The sequence below is a fragment of the Novosphingobium sp. CCH12-A3 genome (genome assembly GCF_001556015.1).
In the GTDB taxonomy this organism is placed as follows: Bacteria; Pseudomonadota; Alphaproteobacteria; order Sphingomonadales; family Sphingomonadaceae; genus Novosphingobium; species Novosphingobium subterraneum.
The window spans coordinates 31,767-51,515 of sequence record NZ_LSIA01000117.1 but is presented as its reverse complement, the minus strand read 5'-3'; the positions used below and the strand labels follow the sequence as shown (position 1 = coordinate 51,515).

The 19,749-nt window shown below is 62.7% G+C and carries 23 protein-coding genes and 1 pseudogene; 12 read left to right on the top strand and 12 right to left on the bottom strand.

Features of this window, described 5'->3' with window-relative positions; genetic code table 11:
- The first annotated feature begins 8 nt into the window (after positions 1-8).
- The 6 genes and pseudogenes from AX703_RS26555 (at position 9) to AX703_RS28850 (ending at position 3,963) form a co-directional block, all read left to right on the top strand.
- The gene (locus AX703_RS26555) at positions 9-164 is read left to right on the top strand and encodes a DUF2256 domain-containing protein (protein WP_082013293.1); all 156 of its coding nucleotides are present in this window, start codon (positions 9-11) and stop codon (positions 162-164) included.
- Positions 164-595, top strand: coding sequence for a DNA polymerase III subunit chi (locus AX703_RS09110; RefSeq protein ID WP_039332625.1), 432 nt, complete (start codon positions 164-166; stop codon positions 593-595). The genes AX703_RS26555 and AX703_RS09110 overlap by 1 nt, the downstream gene beginning before the upstream one ends.
- Positions 596-673: 78 nt before the next feature.
- The gene (gene ndk, locus AX703_RS09105) at positions 674-1,096 is read left to right on the top strand and encodes a nucleoside-diphosphate kinase (protein WP_039332627.1); all 423 of its coding nucleotides are present in this window, start codon (positions 674-676) and stop codon (positions 1,094-1,096) included.
- A 227-nt stretch (positions 1,097-1,323) separates the two neighbouring features.
- Positions 1,324-1,800, top strand: a pseudogene (locus AX703_RS28860) (TonB-dependent receptor plug domain-containing protein); the annotation flags it as partial.
- Between the two features lie 423 nt (positions 1,801-2,223).
- Positions 2,224-3,633 (top strand): TonB-dependent receptor, encoded by a 1,410-nt coding sequence (locus tag AX703_RS28855; protein ID WP_369821005.1) that lies wholly within the window; start codon positions 2,224-2,226, stop codon positions 3,631-3,633.
- 198 nt (positions 3,634-3,831) lie between these two features.
- Positions 3,832-3,963: a hypothetical protein gene (locus tag AX703_RS28850; RefSeq protein WP_369821004.1), complete on the top strand. Its 132-nt coding sequence runs from the start codon at positions 3,832-3,834 to the stop codon at positions 3,961-3,963.
- Here the strand turns inward: AX703_RS28850 and AX703_RS09090 are convergent.
- The 3 genes from AX703_RS09090 to purM form a co-directional block, all read right to left on the bottom strand.
- Positions 3,960-5,024, bottom strand: coding sequence for an MFS transporter (locus tag AX703_RS09090; protein ID WP_231735465.1), 1,065 nt, complete (start codon positions 5,022-5,024; stop codon positions 3,960-3,962). The two genes, AX703_RS28850 and AX703_RS09090, sit on opposite strands and share 4 nt — an antisense overlap.
- 86 nt (positions 5,025-5,110) lie before the next feature.
- Entirely contained in the window at positions 5,111-6,052 is a 942-nt protein-coding gene (gene purN, locus AX703_RS09085) for a phosphoribosylglycinamide formyltransferase (protein WP_082734501.1), read from the bottom strand.
- A complete protein-coding gene (gene purM / locus AX703_RS09080) occupies positions 6,045-7,151 on the bottom strand; it encodes a phosphoribosylformylglycinamidine cyclo-ligase (protein WP_062343705.1) in 1,107 nt (368 codons plus the stop codon). Before purM ends, purN begins: the two co-directional genes overlap by 8 nt.
- A 112-nt stretch (positions 7,152-7,263) precedes the next feature.
- Between purM and AX703_RS09075 the strand changes: the two genes are divergently transcribed.
- Genes AX703_RS09075 through AX703_RS09060 form a run of 4 tightly spaced genes read left to right on the top strand, consistent with a single transcriptional unit; the run spans position 7,264 to position 10,320 of the window.
- Entirely contained in the window at positions 7,264-8,553 is a 1,290-nt protein-coding gene (locus AX703_RS09075; protein WP_062343704.1) for a hypothetical protein, read from the top strand.
- A gap of 32 nt (positions 8,554-8,585) precedes the next feature.
- Positions 8,586-9,200 carry a DnaA ATPase domain-containing protein gene (locus tag AX703_RS09070; protein WP_062343703.1) on the top strand — a complete coding sequence of 205 codons (615 nt, stop codon included), beginning with the start codon at positions 8,586-8,588 and terminating at the stop codon, positions 9,198-9,200.
- A gap of 26 nt (positions 9,201-9,226) precedes the next feature.
- Positions 9,227-9,952 (top strand): serine O-acetyltransferase EpsC, encoded by a 726-nt coding sequence (gene epsC, locus AX703_RS09065; protein ID WP_062343702.1) that lies wholly within the window; start codon positions 9,227-9,229, stop codon positions 9,950-9,952.
- A gap of 2 nt (positions 9,953-9,954) precedes the next feature.
- Positions 9,955-10,320: a DUF2794 domain-containing protein gene (locus tag AX703_RS09060; RefSeq protein ID WP_230487778.1), complete on the top strand. Its 366-nt coding sequence runs from the start codon at positions 9,955-9,957 to the stop codon at positions 10,318-10,320.
- Here the strand turns inward: AX703_RS09060 and AX703_RS09055 are convergent.
- From AX703_RS09055 to pyrE, 9 genes are read right to left on the bottom strand one after another with little or no spacing between them, the layout of a single operon-like run.
- On the bottom strand, positions 10,317-10,679 hold the full coding sequence (locus tag AX703_RS09055; protein ID WP_052242158.1) for a PaaI family thioesterase: 363 nt from the start codon (positions 10,677-10,679) through the stop codon (positions 10,317-10,319). The genes AX703_RS09060 and AX703_RS09055 overlap by 4 nt on opposite strands.
- 50 nt (positions 10,680-10,729) lie before the next feature.
- Entirely contained in the window at positions 10,730-11,233 is a 504-nt protein-coding gene (locus AX703_RS09050; protein WP_082734500.1) for a PaaI family thioesterase, read from the bottom strand.
- Between the two features lie 52 nt (positions 11,234-11,285).
- Positions 11,286-11,729: a Holliday junction resolvase RuvX gene (gene ruvX / locus AX703_RS09045; protein WP_156451994.1), complete on the bottom strand. Its 444-nt coding sequence runs from the start codon at positions 11,727-11,729 to the stop codon at positions 11,286-11,288.
- A 20-nt stretch (positions 11,730-11,749) separates the two neighbouring features.
- Positions 11,750-12,856 carry a DUF3089 domain-containing protein gene (locus tag AX703_RS09040; protein WP_369821003.1) on the bottom strand — a complete coding sequence of 369 codons (1,107 nt, stop codon included), beginning with the start codon at positions 12,854-12,856 and terminating at the stop codon, positions 11,750-11,752.
- Between the two features lie 53 nt (positions 12,857-12,909).
- Positions 12,910-13,971, bottom strand: a complete 1,062-nt coding sequence (locus tag AX703_RS09035; protein WP_062343699.1) for an AI-2E family transporter — start codon at positions 13,969-13,971, stop codon at positions 12,910-12,912.
- Between the two features lie 5 nt (positions 13,972-13,976).
- The gene (lepB, locus tag AX703_RS09030; RefSeq protein WP_062343698.1) at positions 13,977-14,888 is read right to left on the bottom strand and encodes a signal peptidase I; all 912 of its coding nucleotides are present in this window, start codon (positions 14,886-14,888) and stop codon (positions 13,977-13,979) included.
- Entirely contained in the window at positions 14,885-15,304 is a 420-nt protein-coding gene (gene acpS, locus AX703_RS09025) for a holo-ACP synthase (RefSeq protein ID WP_062343697.1), read from the bottom strand. Before acpS ends, lepB begins: the two co-directional genes overlap by 4 nt.
- Positions 15,305-15,314: 10 nt before the next feature.
- The gene (locus AX703_RS09020) at positions 15,315-16,058 is read right to left on the bottom strand and encodes a pyridoxine 5'-phosphate synthase (RefSeq protein ID WP_062343696.1); all 744 of its coding nucleotides are present in this window, start codon (positions 16,056-16,058) and stop codon (positions 15,315-15,317) included.
- Complete coding sequence (gene pyrE, locus AX703_RS09015; RefSeq protein WP_062343695.1) at positions 16,055-16,639, bottom strand: orotate phosphoribosyltransferase; 585 nt, start codon at positions 16,637-16,639, stop codon at positions 16,055-16,057. The genes AX703_RS09020 and pyrE overlap by 4 nt, the downstream gene beginning before the upstream one ends.
- A 269-nt stretch (positions 16,640-16,908) precedes the next feature.
- Between pyrE and coxB the strand changes: the two genes are divergently transcribed.
- Positions 16,909-17,907, top strand: coding sequence for a cytochrome c oxidase subunit II (coxB, locus tag AX703_RS09010; RefSeq protein ID WP_082734502.1), 999 nt, complete (start codon positions 16,909-16,911; stop codon positions 17,905-17,907).
- 30 nt (positions 17,908-17,937) lie between these two features.
- Positions 17,938-19,629, top strand: a complete 1,692-nt coding sequence (ctaD, locus tag AX703_RS09005; protein ID WP_062343694.1) for a cytochrome c oxidase subunit I — start codon at positions 17,938-17,940, stop codon at positions 19,627-19,629.
- The last annotated feature ends 120 nt before the right edge of the window (positions 19,630-19,749 follow it).

Sequence of the window (19,749 nt, the reverse complement as noted above, 5' to 3'; positions counted from 1 at the left end):
GCTTTCCCATGCCGAAGATGCGGCGCAAATCTGACCTTCCTACCAAGATTTGCGCCGCTTGCGGGCTGCCGTTCACTTGGCGCAAGAAGTGGGAGCGGGATTGGGATAACGTGAAGTTCTGTTCCGACCGCTGCCGTAGCGGCAAGGGCAAGGTTGCAGGCTGATGCGCGTCGATTTCTACCAGCTTACCAGTGATCCGGCCGAACAGGTCCTGCCGCTGATTGCGCGCAATACGCTTGGCGCAGGAGAACGGCTGTTGGTCGTGTCGGAAGACGAGGCGCAGCTTCGCAGTGTCAGTGAGGCACTTTGGACACGCTTGCCCGAGACATTTCTCGCCAACGGCCGTGCCGGGACCGATCAGGACGAGCGCCAGCCGGTCCTGCTGTCCGATGCGCCAGAGCCCGCCAATCGCGCAAGGTACATGGCGCTCGCCGACGGTATCTGGCGCGAGGGTGAGTTTGAACGGGTGTTCCTGCTGTTCCCGCCCGCGCGGATTGACGATGCACGGGGATGCTGGCGCATGCTCGGCAGCCGCGAAGGCGTCGAGCGCCGCTATTGGCGGCAAGAGGGCGGCAAGTGGAAGGAAGGGCCCTGAGCGCCATCCTTGCACCGCAGCACAAACATCGCTAGGGGCGCGCGCAATCAGATTCCCCCTATCGCAAGGAACGCTCCCATGGCGGTTACCCGCACTTTCTCGATCATCAAGCCCGACGCCACGCGTCGCAACCTGACCGGCGCGGTCACCAAGATGCTGGAAGAAGCAGGCCTTCGCGTCGTCGCTTCGAAGCGTATCCACATGACGCGCGAGCAGGCAGAAGGCTTCTACGCCGTTCACAAGGAACGCCCCTTCTTCAACGACCTCGTCGAGTTCATGATCTCGGGTCCGGTCGTCGTGCAGGTTCTCGAAGGCGAGAACGCCATGCAGCGTAACCGCGACATCATGGGTGCGACCAACCCTGCCAACGCCGAGCCCGGCACGATCCGCAAGGAATTGGCTGAATCGATCGAAGCCAACACGGTCCACGGCTCGGACTCGGACGAGAACGCGGCGATCGAAATCGCCTACTTCTTCAAGCCCGAAGAAATCGTCGGCTGATCGGCGAAAGCCGCCGCTGATTGAAGGGCCGGGGCAGAGATGCTCCGGCCTTTTTCGTGGGCGCGAGACGGACCTTCGGTCAATGTTGCGCAGATGCAACGCTTCGTTGCAAATCACATGTTATCCCACATAACCATAATTGTAAGCGGAGCATACAAGGCGTAGGTAGCCGGTTGTTCCAACACGAGAACGCTGAGGCCTTCCAGCCTCTTCAGGGAGGATACCTGATGTTCACAACCCGCGCTTCCGCGCGCCTGCTGGCGCGCACCAGTCTGTTTGCCGCTGCAGCTTTCGCTCTTTCGCAGCCTGTTCTGGCGCAGGACGCCGCTCAGGACGCAGCGTCCTCAGAGGACGGCGGCGAAATCATCGTGACCGCGCAGAAGCGTGCGCAGTCGCTGTCCGACGTCTCGCTTTCGGTTGCTGCTGTCGGCACCGAGCAGCTTGCCGCCAACAACACTGTCAATCTTGAAGGCCTGCAGGCGCTGGTTCCATCGATCAGCTTCGGCAACGACTTCAACTTCGCAAAGCTGTTCATCCGCGGCATCGGCTTGTCGAGCTCGCTCCCGGGCGTTGACCCGTCAGTTGCGCTCCATGTCGATGGCGTCGTCGTCAGCCTCGCGCAGGCCCAGCTTGGCTCGATGTTCGATCTCGAGCGCGTCGAAGTGCTGCGTGGACCACAGGGCACGCTCTACGGCCGCAACGCCACCGGCGGCGCGGTCAACCTGATCACCGCCAAGCCGACCGACAAGCTCGATGGCTACGTCCGCCAGACCCTCGGTGGCGATGCGTTCCTGGTGCAGACCGATGCCGCGATCGGCGGTCCGATCACCGAAGGCGTACGCGCTCGCCTCGCGGTCCAGCGCATCAAGCGCGATGGCTTTGGCATCAACGAATTCACGGGCAACGAGATCGACAACGCCAACCAGTGGTCGGTGCGCGGTCATCTGCAGTTCCTGCCGACCGACAAGCTGTCCATCCTGCTGACGGGTGAACTTCACACCGAGAACGATCGTTCGCTCGCTGTGAAGTTCCGCGAAGTTTCGTTCCCCGGCACGACGGTTCCGAGCCTGACTGCCTTGGGCCAGCGCACCAACGCCGACGGCAGCGCAGCATCGTTCGCCAAGAACGTGCGCAATCTCAACACCAACTATGACCCGATCAACGATCGCAAGCAGTATGCCTTCACCGGCATCATGGACTATGCGGCCTCCGATACGGTCGCGCTCAAGTCTCTGACAAGCTACCGCAACTTCCGCGCGATCTTCTTCCATGACTTCGACATGTCGTCCTACGCCGGTTATCCGCTGGCGCAGACCAACGCCGTGCGTACCAGCGCCAACCACTGGCAGCCGGTATTCGAGAACCAGTTCAGCCAGGAACTGCAGCTCAACGTCGATACAGACAAACTGCATGCCGTTTTCGCCGGCTTCTACCTGAAGGACCACATCCGCGTCGAAAACCACATCGGCTTTGACGTGCTGACCAACACCGACCCCTATCGCGTCCAGTTCGACGGCAAGCTTGATGTCGAGACCTGGGCCGTGTTCGGCAACGTGACCTACGACCTGACCGAGCAGTTCTCGATCAAGGCCGGTGGGCGCTATTCGTGGGAAAAGCGCAAGATCAAGAACAACAGCGGCATCGGCACCGCCGCGACCGGCTTCGTGCTTGATCCCTTGCAGTGGGACACATCGAAGACCTGGGACGACTTCTCGCCCTCGCTCGGCGTCGAGTTCCGTCCGAATGACGATGTGATGGCGTATTTCAACTGGTCGCGCGGGTTCAAGTCCGGCACCGCCGAAATCGGTTCGCGCCGTTCGGCCACTGCGGTCACGCCGTTCGTGAACCCCGAGAAGGTCGAGGCCTTCGAAGGCGGCATCAAGTACAGCGCCGGCTCGCTGCAGACGAACCTTGCCGTGTTTTACCAGAAGCTCAAGAACGGCCAGTTCCAGCGGACCTTCCCGATCCCCAACCCGCCGTTCTTTGCCAGCGCTCTGGAAAACGCAGCGGAGTCGCGGGCCTATGGTGCGGAGTTCGAGCTGCGCTGGCGCCCGATCGATGGTCTCGCCATTGACGCTTCGGCAGCCTACCTGAACTCCAAGTTCACCAAGTTCTTCTCGAAGAACCCGCTGAACGCGGCGCTGTTCGGCCCTGGCGGCGCTTCGCTGCCTGACGAAGACCTGTCCGGCAACGCTACCCGCATGAGCCCGAAGTGGACGCTGAACTTCAACCCGACCTACACGGCTGACCTTTCGAGCGGGGCCAGCGTGTTGTTCGGCACGAACGTGTCCTACCGTTCAAAGCAGTACCACACCGAGTTCAACGACGATCGCATGGCCGCTGACGGCTATGTGATGGTTGATGCGAACGTGAAGTACCGCCATTCGGACGACCGGACTTCGGTAAATCTCTGGGTGCGCAACCTGACCAACGAACTGGTCTGGGCGGGCAGCTACGCGGTTGCCACCAGCCGCACCATCGGTGGCACGCTGATGCCGCCGCGGACCTACGGCGTGACGCTTGGCTACGAATTCTGAGCCATCGCCCAGATCAAATGACAAGAGGCCGCCGGTTCACCCCGGCGGCCTTTCTGTTTAGGTCATTCACAAGAGGAGACCTGAAATGCAGGGCATGGGTGCTGGCGACTGTCCGTTCGAGTTCAACTTCGATGCTTCGACGTTCAAGGTCGGTGACACTGTAGCTATCGTATCGTCGGCAGTCCGATGTTCGAGGACATGCCTTTCGCCGGCGAACTGCTGGAAGTGCACGAAGATCATGTGGTGATTGCAGGCGATCCCAGCGACAGGTCCGTTCGCTATCGTGGGACGCGCGAGAACCGTCCCAATGTGCAGGCCAGCGAGATCTAGGCAGTGAGGGCGCGTTCGCCGCGATACCATTGCGTGAGGCCCCACCCGATCCCGGCTATGGCGAGCAGGCCAAGCAGGATCGGCATAGTGTAGCCGAAATCCGTGGCAAGCAGTGCTGCGGCAACCAGTGCGGCAGAAGAGCAACCGAGGTCCCACCCGCCCTCGGTGGCCATGTTGAAGCGCAGCGTGCATTGCGAGCGCTGGGCCATGGCATAAAGCGGCGAAAGCATGGCAGTTGCCAGCATGGGCGCGGCCAGCGCACCGAGCGCAGTTGCGATCAGCGCGGGCAGGGGTGAGGCCCACGCAAGGGCCTTGAGCACCAGAACCGCAGCGCCAAGACCATAAGCCAGCGCTAGAGAATACGTCCCGCGCCCGCCGTCGATCAGCCGGCCGATGATCAGGCTGCCTGCCGCTGCGCCCAACCCGGCAAGCGCAAGCGCGCCGCCAAAGCTCTCGAAGCTCTGCCCCAGGGTGACGAACAGCGCGAGGTTCCAGACCACGACCGAGCAGCCCGACTGGAGCCCTTCGGCAAAATAGATTCTACGCCCCGCGCTGACGATCGCAGGGTCTGCACGGCTTTCGCGCGGGACCGCCGGATTGGGCGCGCCCGTCAACGGCAGGCCCGCGAGCAGCTGCATCGCCGCAATCACGGCAAAGCCGATGACTGGCCCGGCGCCCGAAAGCAGAAAGCCCCCCGCAACTGGGGCAACGATTCCCACTGCGGCGGTGGTCGCCTGCTGGATCGACACCTGTCGCCCCAACGCAGCGTTATCGCCTGCAGCGGAGACGTAGGCGTGATAGCCGGTCCAATAGAGCACGCTGCCAAGCCCGGAGACCAGGATATACGCCACCAGCAGCAGTCCCATGCCCTCGACGAACGGCAGCATAAGGAACGAAGCTGCGCGCACTCCGCAGCCCAGCAACAGCACGGTGCGCAGTCCGTGCGCATGGGCAATGGGCAGTACCGCCGCTCGCAGGGCGAAGCGCGAAAGTAGCACTAGAGCAAAACTGGCCAGCGCAAGTGCCGGGCTCAGCCCCTGCTTGACCAGAAAACCGACCACGAAAAGCCCGCCGCTTGTCTCAACAAACGATTGCAGGCCCGTGTGTGCGTAAATGCGGCGGATGGCCGTGAGCTGCATGGCGCTCTTTAGAACTCCAGCATTGCGGCGAGCCGCTTGGGCGCCACGGCGGCCCAGCTGCGGCGAAGCCAGTCGGCTGCGTGCTCCCAGTCGACATCGGGACGGTTGAGAATCAGTCCTGCCCAGCCGCTTGCGCCATAGTAGGCTGGCCGGAACCAGGTGTCCTCGTCCTGCTCGATCAGGGCGGCCAGTTCGTCCTGACCGCTCGTCTTCACCAGCAGTGCTATGTGCGGGGTGCCGTGGTGCTGATCGCTGAAATAGGCGAAGTACTTGCCGCCCACGCGCCAGCCGGGAGCACCGTGGCTTTCACGCTCTTCGACATCAGGAAGGGCGGCAGCGAGCCCGCGCACCTTCTCGAGCAACCATCCAGCGCTGTTCTCGCGAGCAACATAGCTGGCGAGGGTTCGCGAATAGAGCTGGTGCTCGGCGAACAGGACACGAGCGGCAAGACTGTCGCCGGTATCGCCCGGAATGATTGCTACCGGCGTCTGGCCGAGGATCGGGCCATCGTCGAGTTCTGCGGTCACGAGATGCACTGTGCACCCACCGTGGCTGTCCCCCGCCTCGATCGCGCGATCGTGGGTGTGCAGGCCCTTGTACTTGGGCAGCAATGAGGGGTGGATGTTGAGCATCCGCCCTTCCCAGCGTCCGACAAATTCGGGGCTCAGGATGCGCATGTAGCCGGCAAGGGCGATATAGCGCGCCCCGGCCCGGACCACCTCGGCCTCCATCATCGCGTCGTGCTCTGGCCGGGGAATGCCCTTGTGCGGCAGGCAGAACGTCGCCACCCCCTCAGCCTCGGCAAGTTTCAGACCCGAAGCATCCGGGTTGTTCGAGAGAACGAGTACGATCTCATAAGGACAGTCCGCCGCACGGCTTGCATAGAGCAGCGCGGCCATGTTGGTGCCGCTGCCCGAAATGAAGACGGCGACGGGGACCCGGTCAGCCAAGGTGGGTGGCTTCCCATGTCTCGCGGGCGGACCAAGTCTCGGCGCTGCCGGTGACGGTGCAGCCCTTTTCACCCGCGACGATCGTGCCGACGCTGTAGACGGTCTCCCCCGCGGCGGCGAGATCGGCGACAAGCGAATCGGCCTCGGCCGCTTCCACCGCCAGGATCATGCCGATGCCGCAGTTGAAGGTGCGGGCCATTTCCTCGGGCTCGATATTCCCTTGGGCCTGCAGGAACGCCATCAGGCGGCTCTGCTCCCAGCTGTCGGCATCGATGCGCGCGTGAAGGCCTTGCGGCAAGACACGGGGCACGTTCTCGAGCAGGCCACCGCCGGTGATGTGGGCCAGCGCATTGATCCGGCCCGAGCGGATGAAGGGCAGCAGGCTCTTCACGTAGATGCGGGTCGGCTCGATGAGGTAATCGATCAGCAGGCGTTCGTTGTCGAACAGGGCAGGGCGGTCAATCTTCCAGCCCTTGTCCGCAGCGAGACGACGCACCAGCGAGTAACCGTTTGAGTGAACGCCAGACGAGGCGAGCCCGAGCAGCACGTTGCCTTCGGCCACGCGGTCCCCGGTCAACTGCTCGCCGCGCTCAACGGCGCCAACGCAGAAGCCAGCGAGATCGTAGTCTCCGTCGGCGTACATGCCGGGCATTTCCGCGGTTTCGCCACCAATCAGGGCGCATCCGGCCTGTTTGCAGCCCTCGGCAATGCCGGCGACCACGCGCTCGGCCACGCCATTGTCCAGACGGCCGGTGGCGAAGTAATCGAGGAAGAAGAGCGGTTCCGCCCCCTGCACGATCAGGTCGTTCACGCACATCGCGACAAGATCGATGCCGATCTTGTCATGCCGGTCGTGATCGATCGCCAGCTTGACCTTGGTGCCAACGCCATCGTTGCCAGCGACAAGAAGCGGGTCCTTGTAGCCCGCCGCCTTGAGGTCAAAGAAGCCGCCGAAGCCGCCGAGCTCCGCATCCGCGCCGGGCCGGGCCGTTGACTTCGCCAACGGGCCAATGGCCTTCACCAGCGCATTGCCAGCGGCGATGTTCACGCCAGCCTTGGCGTAGCTATAGCTCTCGGGCTTTTCCTGCTTGTCGCTCATGGTGCGCGCGCCTAGCGCTTTCCTGCTTGGATTTCCACTTTCGTTTCGGCAAAAGCGGGCATCCAGTTGCGGAATTCGAATTCCGTGTGCGTTACCGGCCGGACCTTCGGCCATGACTGGTTTCGGAGTTCCCTTGGTCGCCCTGCATCTGCCAATCGAAAAAGCGAAGAACCGCAAGGCGCTGATGCTGGGCATTGCCCTCGTCGCGGCACTGGGCGGGGCTGCTCTTGTCGCGCAGATCGAGGGTGATCGCGGCATTCCGCCGATCGCCAGCAATGGCGACTACGAAGTGCGAGGGATCGAGGTGAACGTCGGCGGCGACAATGCCGAGGACGCACGCAACAAGGGCTGGCGCGAAGCGCAGCGCAAGGCGTGGACCAAGCTCTGGGAAAGCAACGGTAGTGGCGGGGCCGCTCCAGGGCTCGATGATTCGACGATCGAATCGATGGTCTCGGCTGTGGTTGTCGAGCACGAACAGATCGGTCCGCGCCGTTACATCGCGCGCCTCGGCGTGATCTTCGACCGCGCCCGCACCGGTGAACGACTCGGCATGACCGGCGCGAAGGCCCGCTCGGCGCCGCTGCTGGTCGTGCCGGTCCTCTACCAGGGCGGCGTGGCGACGGTGTTCGAAACCCGCACTCCATGGCAAAAGGCGTGGGCGGAGTATCGCACAGGCAGCAGCGCGATCGACTACGTGCGACCAGCTGGCGCAGGCTCCGATTCGCTCCTGTTGACGGCGGGGCAGCTTGATAGGCGCAGTCGCAACTGGTGGCGGCTGATCCTGGACGAATTCGGAGCGTCCGACGTGATCATGCCAATCGCGCGCCTGGACCGGCAATTCCCCGGGGGCCCTGTTACCGGCACGTTCACCGCGCGCTACGGTCCGGACAATCGCTTCCTCGGCAGCTTCACCCTGACCGCCAAGAGCGAAGCTGATCTGCCCAGGATGCTGGAAGATGCGATCGGCCGGCTGGACGGCATCTACACCCAGGCTCTCGTTGCAGGGGTCCTGAAGCCCGATCCGACGCTCAACATGGTGGCCGAAATCGATCCGAAGCTGATCGAGCAGACGCTGGCAAGCGCAGGCCCGGTCGCCACGCCTGCCTCGGCGAACGCTCCCGAAGCCACTCCAAGCGCCGCTGCCACGCCGACGGCGGCTGCGGGCGGAGCGACCATAACGATCCAGTTCGCCACTGCGGACGGCCCGGCGGTCGACGCCGGCATGGCTGCGGTGCGTGGCATCCCCGGGGTGAAGAGCGCGGTCTCGAGTTCGATCGCGATTGGCGGCACGTCGGTCATGCGCGTCACCTACGCGGGCGAAATAGATACGCTGGCCGCAGCACTGCGGGCGCAGGGCTGGCGGGTGACGGTCGGCGCAGGCGCGCTTTCGATCCGCAAGTAACCCGAACCGCGATTCGAGCGTATAGTCGGCAGATGTCGTCGCAGATCGCCCTTCCGCTGGTGACAGCGCGCGGTGCCGAAACCGTGATCATGGGGCCCTGCCTGGTGCCGGTGATCGAAGCGCTGCAGTCGGCTGCCACCTGGCCCTTCCGCACCGCAATTCTCGTCGGCCCGCCACGCTCGGGCAAAAGCCTGCTGGCCCGCTGGTTTGCGGAGAGTGGGGCAGGGGAGGTGTTGGACAGCGCCGATTCGCTGCCTGAGGACGAGATCTTCCATAAATGGAACCGCGCCCAAGCTTCGGGACGTCCTCTTTTGCTGGTCAGCGATCGCGCTCCCGGTGACTGGACGATCACTCTGCCGGATCTCGCCTCGCGCCTGGGTTCGGCCCTGCTGATCGAGATTGGCGCACCAGACGACGAGCTTATAGCGGGCTTGATCGTGGAACATTCCGCGCGGCGAGGGCTTGTTTTGGGTGAACAGGCAATCGCCTACCTTTTGCCCAGAGTGGAACGCACGCACGCAGAAATCGAGTTGCTGATTGAAACTCTTGACCGTCTGTCTCTTGAGCGTAAATCACCCGTCACCATATCACTGGTCCGCGACGCGCTTGCCGAGCGGACAGGGGAATTCCAGCCGCGCTTGCTTTAAGCGCCTGAAAGAGAGAGAATCAGGGCATGTTCAACGGCCTGATCGCCTATCTGGACTCGATCCGCTCGCGCGATCCCGCGCCCCGCTCGCGTTGGGAGATTCTGCTCTACCCGGGCCTTTGGGCCGTGGGCTTCCACCGAGTCGCGCATTGGCTGTTCGAGGCCGAGCTGTTCTTCCTCGCTCGTCTGGTGAATCATTTCTCCCGTTTTTTGACTGCGATCGACATCCATCCGGGCGCCAAGATCGGTAAGCACCTGTTTATCGACCACGGTTTCACCGTCATTGGCGAGACGGCCGAGATTGGCGACAATGTCACCATCTACCAGTGCGTCACGCTAGGCGGGACGAACCCTGCAAATGGTATCCCTGGAAAGCGTCACCCGACCTTGAGCGACAATGCGATTATCGGCTCGGGTGCCCAGATCCTGGGGCCGATCACTGTTGGTCCTCGCGCTCGAGTAGGGGCAAACGCCGTTGTGACCGACGATGTGCCTGAAGGCGCTACGATGGTCGGGCTGAAAGCTCGCTCCACGCTGGTGCCTGCAGAAACGTGGCTCAAGGAATTCATTCCCTACGGCACTCCGTGCAAGGAGCCGTGCGAGCCGAACGGCGGTTCGCGGGTTGACGAGCTAGAGGCCGAAGTCGCAGCGCTGAAGGCACAGGTTGCGGCACTCTTCGCTGCTCAGACGGGTGGCGACGATACCTCGCCTGCGCCAACTCCGACCACGGTCGGCAGAAGGAACCGCAGCTGAGCGTGACCGGCCCTGATGCCGGGACGTCCGGCACCGTCGTCCCATTCCCGAACGCGCGTGCGATCCAGCAGGTCGGCTTCGAACGGCCAGAGCTGCTGAAGATCCTCGATCTCTACGGTCGCATGGTCGCAGCCGGCCTGTGGCGCGATTATGCAATGGACTTTGGCAAGGATGCTGCTGTCTTCGCAGCGTTCAAGCGAACCGCGGAACGCCCCACGGCAAGGATTGAAAAACGGCCCTCGCTGCGCAGCAAGCAGGGCATGTGGGCACTGTTCGGAGAAGCCGGGCAAGTCCTCAAGCGCGGCCATGACCTGGCGGGTGTTCTGTCGCCGCTCGAGCGCCGTTTGATGAAGGTCGTGGAGGATTAGCTCTTCGGCTTGATCAGGAAATTCATCCAGCAGCTTGCCAGCGGTTTGTCGCGATCAGACTGCCAAGCTTCTGCGCGCACGTTGGCAATGCGCCTTCCTGCGCGGATTACCTCGCCGCGCGCGAAGGTTTCTACCGTCACGCCGCCTCGCAGGTACTCGACGGAGATGTTCACTGGCTTGATTCGCATCCTCGCGTCCTCCTCGCCGAGATGGGCGTGAAGGGCCATGATCGCGGCGATTTCCATCATGCCTGCGATAGCGCCGCCGTGAAGGAACCCAGGCCGACCCATGGCTCGATCGGAAAAATCCATTGCCAGAAGCGGGGCGTCGTCAAGCATGCCAGCGATTCGCATGCCCATTGATCGCGCATAGGGCGGCAACTTTTCCGACAAGAGAACGCCAGCTTCGCTCACTTCGTTTCTCCTGGTGAACGCGCCCAACCGTCTGCTTGGACCTGGATGAAGATGCCGGCGGCGTGCGCTACGGGATCAGTGATGTCGCCGTCGTGGGCAATGCCCCGGACGAATGCCATCGACTTCTTCAACTGGTAGCACTCTGCCCAGGCAATAATCGTTTTGCCTGGCGTTGCGGCGCGAACATAGTCGACACGCAGGTCCAACGTCACTTGCGGGCGAAAGCCGCCGCGCAGTGCCCAGACGGACATCGACGTGGCATTGTCCAGCAAGCTGATTATCGGTCCGGAAGCGAGCACGCCCGTCTCGGGATCTCCGACCAGGTCCTCGCGCCATGGCAGGCCAAGCTCCACCCAATTGTCCCCATGAGCGCGATATTGCATGCCGATGAAGCCGGTGTGCCCGTGGCGCATCATGAACTTGCCGAACTGCGATGGGTTGAAATCCATGCCCGGCGGGATCGCGGGCCGTCCTCCGGTGGGTTCGGGCGTTGTATCCATGCTGACTCCCTGCCGCAGCTATGGTGCGATTACAAGCGCATTAAGCGGACGATTAAAACGCGCTTCCGGCCAGCGCGTCGATGGCGCCTTGCAAGATCAGGGCAGCGGCGTGTGAATCGATGCGCTCTGCCCGCTTGGCCCGGCTGAAGTCCTGCTCGATCATCGCCCGCTCGGCGGCCTGCGTAGTCCACCGCTCGTCCCAAAGGAGGATCGGCAGCCCAAGATCCTCGAGGTTGCGAGCGATAGCCCTGGCGCCCTGCGACCTCGGGCTTTCCGATCCGTCCATATTGAGCGGCAGACCAATCACGAGCCCTACGACACCGCGTTCCTCGATCAGCGCCTGCAGCTTTGCCTTGTCGGCGGTGAACTTGCCGCGCTGAAGTGTCTTGCCTGCCGTGGCGAAGCGCCAGTCTCGGTCGCACAGGGCAATGCCGATGGTCTTGGTGCCAGTATCCAGCCCGATCAGCACCCCGCCTTCGGGCAACTCGTCGCGCATGCACAACGCGGACTGCGTAATCACTTCCCGGCGTCCGCGTGGCGTCTTGTCCAGGCATCCGCTCGGCGCGCAACATCTGCGCGCAGGTTCGACCAGAAAAGCGGAATGTCGTAGACGTGATAGTTGTTGCCCGGAAGCACGAAGGGGCCAAGATCGGGCGCATCTCCTATCAGCAACAAGCCGGTCTTTGCGTCGCAGCGCGCAGGAACCGCCTTCGGGATCAGCTCTCCGGAGTCGAGATGCTTGTTGGGTTTCAACGTGCCAAGGTTGGCGGTAGCGGTAGCAGAGCCGCCGACGCTTCCGGTCAGCGGGTTCGTGCATAGCACCGGACGCGAGTCCTTCTGCTGTCCATCAAGGGCCTGACGCGTGCGGTAGGCTTCCAGCACCAGCTGGGGGTCGGCTGGCTCGGCAAAGCTGGCCCAGGTCATCACGCATCCTGTGGCATCGGCGGATGCGCAGGCGGGGAGTCCCATTTCGGGCAGGTCATGCTCGACGGATATCGGCCAGCCGATCGGATAGGCCGCGACTATCCGCGACGCGAGCGGTGTGCCCGCAACCCGATCCTTGAGCAGGTGCATGAGGTGAAGGGCGCCCTGGCTGTGTCCCGCCAGCACGATCGGCTTGTCGGCGGGCACGTTCGCCAGAAACGCATCGAAAGCCTGGCGCACATCGGCATACGCAGATTCAAGCGCCATCTCCCCTTCGGCCTTGTCGGTGAGAAAAGCGCCGAAAGCGGCTTGCCGGTAGCGTGGAGCCCATACTTCCGACTGTTGGTTGAAGGCTGATGCCATCCCCTGCACAAAAAAGGTTGCACGCCGATTGCTGTCAGCGTCGTCCAGGGGTCCATTCCAGTTCTCGCGAGCAAGATAGCTCGTAGGGTGAATGAAGAAAACCGCAGCAGGCCCCTTTGCTCCGCTATTGTCCACGCCTGTCGGGACCCACTGCGCCGGGTCTTTCTGCATCCCCGGCCGCGCGAACCACATCTTGTTTCCGGAATAGGCATCGGCCGGAAGAGGCTCGAGCCTACCGTACGATACGCGCGGAACAAATGCGAAGCGGGTCAGCTCGTTCTGCCAGATGCTCAGCGCGAAAACCGCAGCAATCACCATCACGATGAGGAGAGCCATGAGATACAGGAACTTGCGGACCATTCTTCGTCTCAAATCTCGAGGGGCCAGATTCAGCTATCGACCCGGTTTGCAGAATTACGTTCAGCCTGGCGTTCAAGCATGATCTTCATCATGGCGACGATCGGATCCGCCAGCATAAGGCCGAGAATTCCGAACAGCAGCCCGAACATCAACTGTGCGCCCAGCACGAGCGCGGGTGCAAGATCGACTGTCCTCCTGGCAACCATCGGCACGATCACATTCCCGTCCACCGTCTGCACGACGATGTAGACGGCGATGCAGAATAGTCCCATTTCGGTGCCGCCGGAAAAGCCGACCATGATCATCAGGGCTCCGGAAATCGGCGCGCCGATGTTGGGCAGGAATGCCAGTAGCCCGGTCAGCAGACCAAGCAATGCTGCCATTGGGACTCCCCACCATGCGAGCAGGGCCCAGGTGGCCACGCCTTCCACTGTCATTCCGAGGAGGCGGCCGAACAGCAGCATGCGCAGCGATTTGCCCATGCGCAGAGCGGTCGTTTCCCAGTGCTCGCGGCTGTCTTCCGGCAGCATCCAGGCAACGCCCCGGCGGTAGAGGTCCGGCTCGAGAACGAAGTAGATCGACAGAATGAGGATTAGAAAGGCGGTGGTGAATCCGTTCAGTACGCCTCCAAGCGCCCGCGTGACCTGTCCGACGCTGCCAAGAACCTGTCCCGCGATGTTCTGGAGATCCAGATTCTGCACGTTCACGCCGTGCCCTTCCGCCCAGGCGCTCAACCTGGTGAGCTGCGTCTGGATGACCTGGGGCAGTTCGGCTGCCTGCGCTGCGATCTGCCCGCCAGCAAAGATCACCACCCACACCAGGAATGCCAGCGTGCCAACCAGGACGATGACGATCCTGAAGCTGCGGGGAATCTGCGGCAGGACCCTTGCGATCAGCCGTTGGCCGCCGTCGATCATGGCCGCAAAGACAATGCCGCCGATGATGACCATGATCGGCTGCGCCAGCAGCACCGCCAGCGCGAACAACCCGGCGATCCCCAACCAGACTGCGGCCTTCTTTGCCTCTCTGCGCACCAGATTGTCGGTTATGTCGGTCGGACCGGCCGTTGCGGTGGGTTCGCATTCATCCATTTGCTTCACCGCTTGTCTGGACCGTCCGTCACCAAGGGTTGTTGGCGGATTTCCGGGCGCAGTCTGGTCCAGGCGCGATCTTTGCGCAAGGCGGTCCACCAGGTCCACGGGTTCCAGCTTTCGCCGCCATCGAGCGAAAAGGTGACGAACTCGGCCCGGCCGCCGACATTGGCCAGTGGCACCGGTCCACCAAGGCCACGTTCCTCGATCAAAGCCCGACTATCGGCCGAATGGTCGCGGTTGTCCCCCATCAGGAAGACATGTCCCGGCGGAACGAGCGTTTCCTGATAGTTGTCCAGCACCTGGTCCATGTGGTCGATGATCACATAGCTGGCCCCGTTCGGTAGGGTCTCCCTGAAGGCCGGCAGCTCGAAGACTTCTCGGCCATCATCCAGACGGGTCCGGTATCGCTCGAACATGTCGTAACAGGGGGCACCGTCGCACGAAAGCTGGGGGTCGGCAGGGATCTGCACTGGCGGCTCGGCCTGCTGTGGGACGAGTTTTCCGTTCAGGATGATCTGTCCGTGGACGACAGCGATCCGGTCCCCGGGAAGAGCGACGACCCGCTTGATGTAGTCCTCATCCCTGTCCGGCGGCACGGCAATCACGATGTCGCCATATTCCGGGGTCTTGGGCAGCAAGCGCTCCGACCCACGAGGCAGGATGTGGAAGGATGCCGAAACCCAGGACCAGCCGTAGGGGTATTTGGCAACGATCAACCGGTCGCCCACCAGGAGGTTCGGCATCATCGAGATCGAGGGAATGTAGAAGGGCTTGGCAATCAGGCTGTGAAACGTCACGACCGCCAGCAGCATCAGGAAAAGACCGCGAATCTCTGCCCACCAATCCACGCCACCGGGCGGTGGCGGGGGAGGTGAAAGCTCTTGCTGCGGCTGGGCTGGGGTTTCGGCGGTCAAACTGCGGACTTTTCTGCCAAGGGGCGGGCCTCGATGACCACGAAGGCCTGCGCCCACGGGTGGTCGTCGGTCAAGGTGAGGTGAACTATCGCCTCGTAACCATTGGGGGTTATCGCGGCAAGGCGAGCTGCAGCCCCGCCTGTCAAGGCAAGCGTCGGCGCTCCCGACTTCGCGTTGACGACTCCGATGTCCTTCATGAACACACCGGCCTTGAAACCGGTCCCGACGGCTTTGGAGAAAGCTTCCTTGGCGGCAAAGCGCTTCGCCAGCGTGCCGGCTATGGTGAGCGGGCGCCGCGCAGCCTTGGCTTTCTCGACCTCTGTGAAAACGCGATCCATGAAGCGGTCGCCAAATCGATCGATCGAGTTCCGGATCCGCTCGATGTTACAGAGGTCCGAGCCCATGCCGATGATCATGCTTCGGCCGTTACCGCGCTTCGTCCATCAGGTCGCGCATGCGGCGCACCGCTGCCTCGAGTCCGACAAAGATGGCTTCCCCTATGAGGTAGTGGCCGATGTTCAGTTCGGCCAGCTGCGGAATCGCTGCGATCGGCTGGACGTTCTCGTAAGTCAGGCCATGTCCCGCATGCGGCTCGATCCCGTTCCGTGCTGCGAGCGCAGCCATATCGGCAATACGCTTCAATTCGATTGCGCGCGCGTCGCCTTCAGCATGCGCATATTCACCGGTATGCAGTTCAACCACCGGTGCGCCGAGCTTCATTGCCGCCTCGATCTGGCGGGCTTCGGGGGCGATGAACAGGCTTACCCTGATTCCGGCATCCGAGAGGCGCGCCACGATCGGGGCAAGCCGGTTGTGCTGGCCGGCGGCATCAAGCCCGCCCTCGGTCGTCCGCTCTTCGCGCCGCTCCGGGACGATGCAGGCAGCGTGCGGCTTGTGGCGCAGCGCGATCTCCAGCATCTCGTCGGTCGCGGCCATCTCTAGGTTGAGCGGCAGGTTGGTTGCCGCCTGAATGCGGGCGAGGTCCTCGTCGCGGATGTGCCGGCGATCTTCGCGCAGGTGTGCAGTGATCCCATCACCGCCTACGCTGGCGACGATCTCGGCTGCGCGAACCGGATCCGGATGATCTCCGCCTCGGGCATTGCGGATCGTTGCGACGTGATCGATGTTCACGCCCAGGCGGAGGCGGCCCGGTGTCAGAACGCTGTTCACGGCTTGGCCCTGCTGCCCGGCTTGACCGCTTCGGTCGCGGCCAGTTCGGGCGGCAGTTCATCGGGCGCATAAGTCGGAAAGTTCAGCGCGACGAGCGGGAAGAACGGAACGCCGAGGTCGACGCTACCGGCCGATCGGTCGACGAGCGCCGCCGCCGCGATGACCTGGCCGCCGGCTTCCTCGATGGCCTTGATAGCCTCGCGGCTGGAAAGGCCGGTCGTCACCACGTCCTCGACCATCAGCACCTTCTCACCCTGGTTGAGCGAGAAGCCACGGCGCAACTCGAACGTCCCGGTCGGACGCTCGACGAACATAGCCTCGACACCCAGCGCGCGTCCCATTTCATGCCCGATGATTACGCCGCCCATGGCCGGCGAAACCACCTTCTGGATCTGCTGGCGCAATTCGCGCGGAATCTTCTGAGCGGTTGCTGCAGCTAGACGCGAGGCGCGCATCGGGTCCATCAGGACTCGGGCGCATTGCAGGTAGTGCGCGCTGTGACGCCCAGAGGAGAGCAGGAAGTGCCCTTCGAGCAACGCCTGGCTGGCACGGAATTCGGAAAGGATCTCGTCTTCGAGCATCGGTCTGCCTGGAATATTGCCGCAACGCCCCGCAAATGGCCCCTGCCTGCGCCGGGAGCAACCCTTTTCGAACAGCGTTGTGACGGACTGTTTCGGCATTGCCCGAATGGCCATGAGAGCCCCATGAAAAATATGCGTTCTGCCGCTTGAGGCTTGGGACAGCTACGCGTATAGGCCGCTCCAATCGAGGGACTTAGAGGAGGTGCGCAAGTGCCTCCTTGATGCAGCGCAACAAGCGCGCAAACAGGGAAAAAGCGGAAACTTTGACGATGAGTCTTGCCGATACCGCCCGTTCCATGGGCAAAGCTTTCCGGACCTTTGGCGTCGCTGCCGCGCTGACTTTCGGGACCCAGGCCGTGGCTGCAGCACCTGCTGCGCCGGTTGCAGCCGAAGCTGCAGCTCCGGTTGCCGCTGCGCCGGCTGCGGCTGCCAGCGACTCGGCTGCACCCGCACTGGCCGCCGAAGCCGCACCGGTTGACAAGGGCTACTACACCCCCATGAAGCCGACTGCCGGCAAGGGCCAGCCGGTCGACAAGGGATGGACCTTCCAAGACCAGTATTCGCCGATCGGCGAGGAAGGCCTCTGGATGCACGACGTGATCCTGATGCCGATCATTGTCGCTATCTCGATCCTCGTGCTGGTGCTGCTGCTGGTCGTGATGGCCAAGTTCAACAAGCGCGCCAACCCGGTCGCTTCGAAGACCAGCCACAACACCCTGATCGAAGTGATCTGGACGCTGGTTCCGGTTCTCATCCTGGTCGTGATCGCGGTTCCATCGATCCGCCTTCTCGCTCACCAGTACGATCCCGCCCCTAAGGGTGCGCTGACCGTCAAGGTTACCGGCTATCAGTGGTACTGGGGCTACACCTATCCGGACAACGGCGGCTTCGAAGTAATTTCGAACATGCTGCCGGATGAGGATGCGGTGAAGAACGGTGAACCGGCACAGCTCGCTGTTGATAACCGCATGGTCGTGCCTGCAGGTGAGCCGATCCGCATTCAGACCATCGGTTCGGATGTGATCCACGCCTTCGCCGTACCGTCGCTGTGGTTCAAGCTCGACGCCGTGCCGGGCCGCATCAACGAGAAGGTTCTCTTCATCAAGGAGCCGGGCGTCTATTACGGCCAGTGCTCCGAGCTGTGCGGCGCCCGCCACGGCTACATGCCGATCGCGGTGGAAGCCCTGCCGCGCGACAAGTTCGAGGCTTGGGTGAAGACCCAGCCCGGCGGCACCGTGGGAGCAGCTTCGGCTGCCCCTGCCGCCTGACGCGATGTTCATGCACAAGGTTTGACCGAGATGGCCACCATTCCCGCAAACGAAGGTTTCGATGCGCATCACGATGCGCACGACCACGATCATGACCACAAGCCAGGGTTTTTCGCCCGCTGGTTCATGTCTACCAATCACAAGGACATCGGCACGCTCTACCTGATCTTCGCGATCTTCGCGGGGGTCATCGGTGGTGCCGTATCCGGCATCATGCGTGCCGAACTCGCTGCGCCTGGTATTCAGTACCTTGGGTGGTGGACCGAGTTCCTTGGAGGCAACGCGGCTGATTTCAACGCCACGCTCCACATGTGGAACGTGCTGATCACCGCCCACGGTTTGATCATGGTGTTCTTCATGGTCATGCCGGCAATCATCGGCGGCTTTGGCAACTGGTTCGTGCCGATCATGATCGGTGCGCCGGACATGGCCTTCCCGCGCATGAACAACGTGTCGTTCTGGTTGACTTTCGTTGGTTTCTGCTCGCTCATGTTCTCGGCATTCATGCCGGGCGGCACGGGCATCGGTGCCGGCACGGGCTGGACGGTCTACGCACCGCTGTCCACCTCGGGTTCGGTCGGACCGGCCGTCGACTTCGCGATCTTCTCGCTGCACCTTTCGGGCGCGGGTTCGATCCTCGGCGCGATCAACTTCATCACCACGATCTTCAACATGCGTGCGCCGGGCATGACCCTGCACAAGATGCCGCTGTTCGTGTGGTCCGTGCTCGTCACCGCATTCCTGCTGCTGCTGGCGCTGCCCGTTCTGGCCGCCGCCATCACCATGCTGCTGACCGATCGCAACTTCGGCACGACCTTCTTCGATCCTGCTGGCGGCGGTGACCCTGTTCTCTACCAGCACCTGTTCTGGTTCTTCGGCCACCCCGAAGTCTACATCATGATTCTGCCTGGCTTTGGCATCATCAGCCAGATCATCTCGACCTTCTCGAAGAAGCCGGTGTTCGGCTACCTCGGCATGGCCTACGCCATGGTCGCAATCGGCGTGGTCGGATTCATCGTGTGGGCGCACCACATGTACACCACCGGCCTCGACGTGAACACGAAGATGTACTTCACGGCCGCGACCATGGTCATCGCGGTTCCGACCGGCATCAAGATCTTCTCGTGGATCGCAACGATGTGGGGCGGCAGCCTCGAGTTCAAGTCGCCGATGGTCTGGGCGCTGGGCTTCATCTTCCTGTTCACCGTGGGTGGCGTCACCGGCGTGGTGCTGGCCAACGGCGGCGTGGACGACAATCTGCACGACACTTACTACGTCGTCGCACACTTCCACTACGTGCTGTCGCTGGGTGCCGTGACCTCGCTCTTCGCCGGGTTCTATTATTGGTTCCCGAAGATGAGCGGCCGTATGCACTCCGAGTTCCTGAGCCACCTGCAGTTCTGGATCTTCTTCGTCGGCGTGAACCTGATCTTCTTCCCGATGCACTTCCTCGGGGTCCAGGGCATGCCGCGCCGTTATCCGGACTACGCTGTTGCCTACTCGTACTGGAATGAGATCGCGTCGCTGGGCTATGTGATCATGGCTGTCTCGATCGGCGTGTTCTTCATCAACATCCTCTACGCATTCCTTGCCGGCAAGAAGGCTGAAGCCAACTACTGGGGCGAAGGTGCGACCACGCTGGAGTGGACCCTGTCCTCTCCCCCGCCGTTCCACCAGTTCGAAACCCTGCCGGTGATTGACGACGCGGCTCACGCACACTGAGCGTATCGTCAGCCCAAGGGCTGAAACAGAAAGGGCCTCCGGAGCGATCCGGGGGCCCTTTTCCTGTCCGGACCAAGCACAACAAACCTGCCCGAACGCCTCGTCCCGTTTCGCTTTCCA

Excerpts from the sequence above, each read along its gene's own strand:
- pyrE (WP_062343695.1), bottom strand. The coding sequence starts at position 16,639 with ATGCTCGAAGACGAGATCCTTTCCGAATTCCGTGCCAGCCAGGCGTTG.
- AX703_RS09110 (WP_039332625.1), top strand. The coding sequence starts at position 164 with ATGCGCGTCGATTTCTACCAGCTTACCAGTGATCCGGCCGAACAGGTC.
- AX703_RS09055 (WP_052242158.1), bottom strand. The coding sequence starts at position 10,679 with ATGGGCATGCGAATCGCTGGCATGCTTGACGACGCCCCGCTTCTGGCA.
- acpS (WP_062343697.1), bottom strand. The coding sequence starts at position 15,304 with ATGATCATCGGCATGGGCTCGGACCTCTGTAACATCGAGCGGATCCGG.
- AX703_RS26555 (WP_082013293.1), top strand. The coding sequence starts at position 9 with ATGCCGAAGATGCGGCGCAAATCTGACCTTCCTACCAAGATTTGCGCC.
- AX703_RS09070 (WP_062343703.1), top strand. The coding sequence starts at position 8,586 with ATGTCGTCGCAGATCGCCCTTCCGCTGGTGACAGCGCGCGGTGCCGAA.
- ctaD (WP_062343694.1), top strand. The coding sequence starts at position 17,938 with ATGGCCACCATTCCCGCAAACGAAGGTTTCGATGCGCATCACGATGCG.
- purM (WP_062343705.1), bottom strand. The coding sequence starts at position 7,151 with ATGAGCGACAAGCAGGAAAAGCCCGAGAGCTATAGCTACGCCAAGGCT.
- AX703_RS09040 (WP_369821003.1), bottom strand. The coding sequence starts at position 12,856 with ATGGCTCTCCTCATCGTGATGGTGATTGCTGCGGTTTTCGCGCTGAGC.
- ndk (WP_039332627.1), top strand. The coding sequence starts at position 674 with ATGGCGGTTACCCGCACTTTCTCGATCATCAAGCCCGACGCCACGCGT.
- epsC (WP_062343702.1), top strand. The coding sequence starts at position 9,227 with ATGTTCAACGGCCTGATCGCCTATCTGGACTCGATCCGCTCGCGCGAT.
- coxB (WP_082734502.1), top strand. The coding sequence starts at position 16,909 with ATGAGTCTTGCCGATACCGCCCGTTCCATGGGCAAAGCTTTCCGGACC.
- ruvX (WP_156451994.1), bottom strand. The coding sequence starts at position 11,729 with ATGCGCGACGAGTTGCCCGAAGGCGGGGTGCTGATCGGGCTGGATACT.
- AX703_RS09075 (WP_062343704.1), top strand. The coding sequence starts at position 7,264 with ATGACTGGTTTCGGAGTTCCCTTGGTCGCCCTGCATCTGCCAATCGAA.
- AX703_RS28850 (WP_369821004.1), top strand. The coding sequence starts at position 3,832 with ATGCCTTTCGCCGGCGAACTGCTGGAAGTGCACGAAGATCATGTGGTG.
- AX703_RS09035 (WP_062343699.1), bottom strand. The coding sequence starts at position 13,971 with ATGGATGAATGCGAACCCACCGCAACGGCCGGTCCGACCGACATAACC.
- AX703_RS09050 (WP_082734500.1), bottom strand. The coding sequence starts at position 11,233 with ATGGATACAACGCCCGAACCCACCGGAGGACGGCCCGCGATCCCGCCG.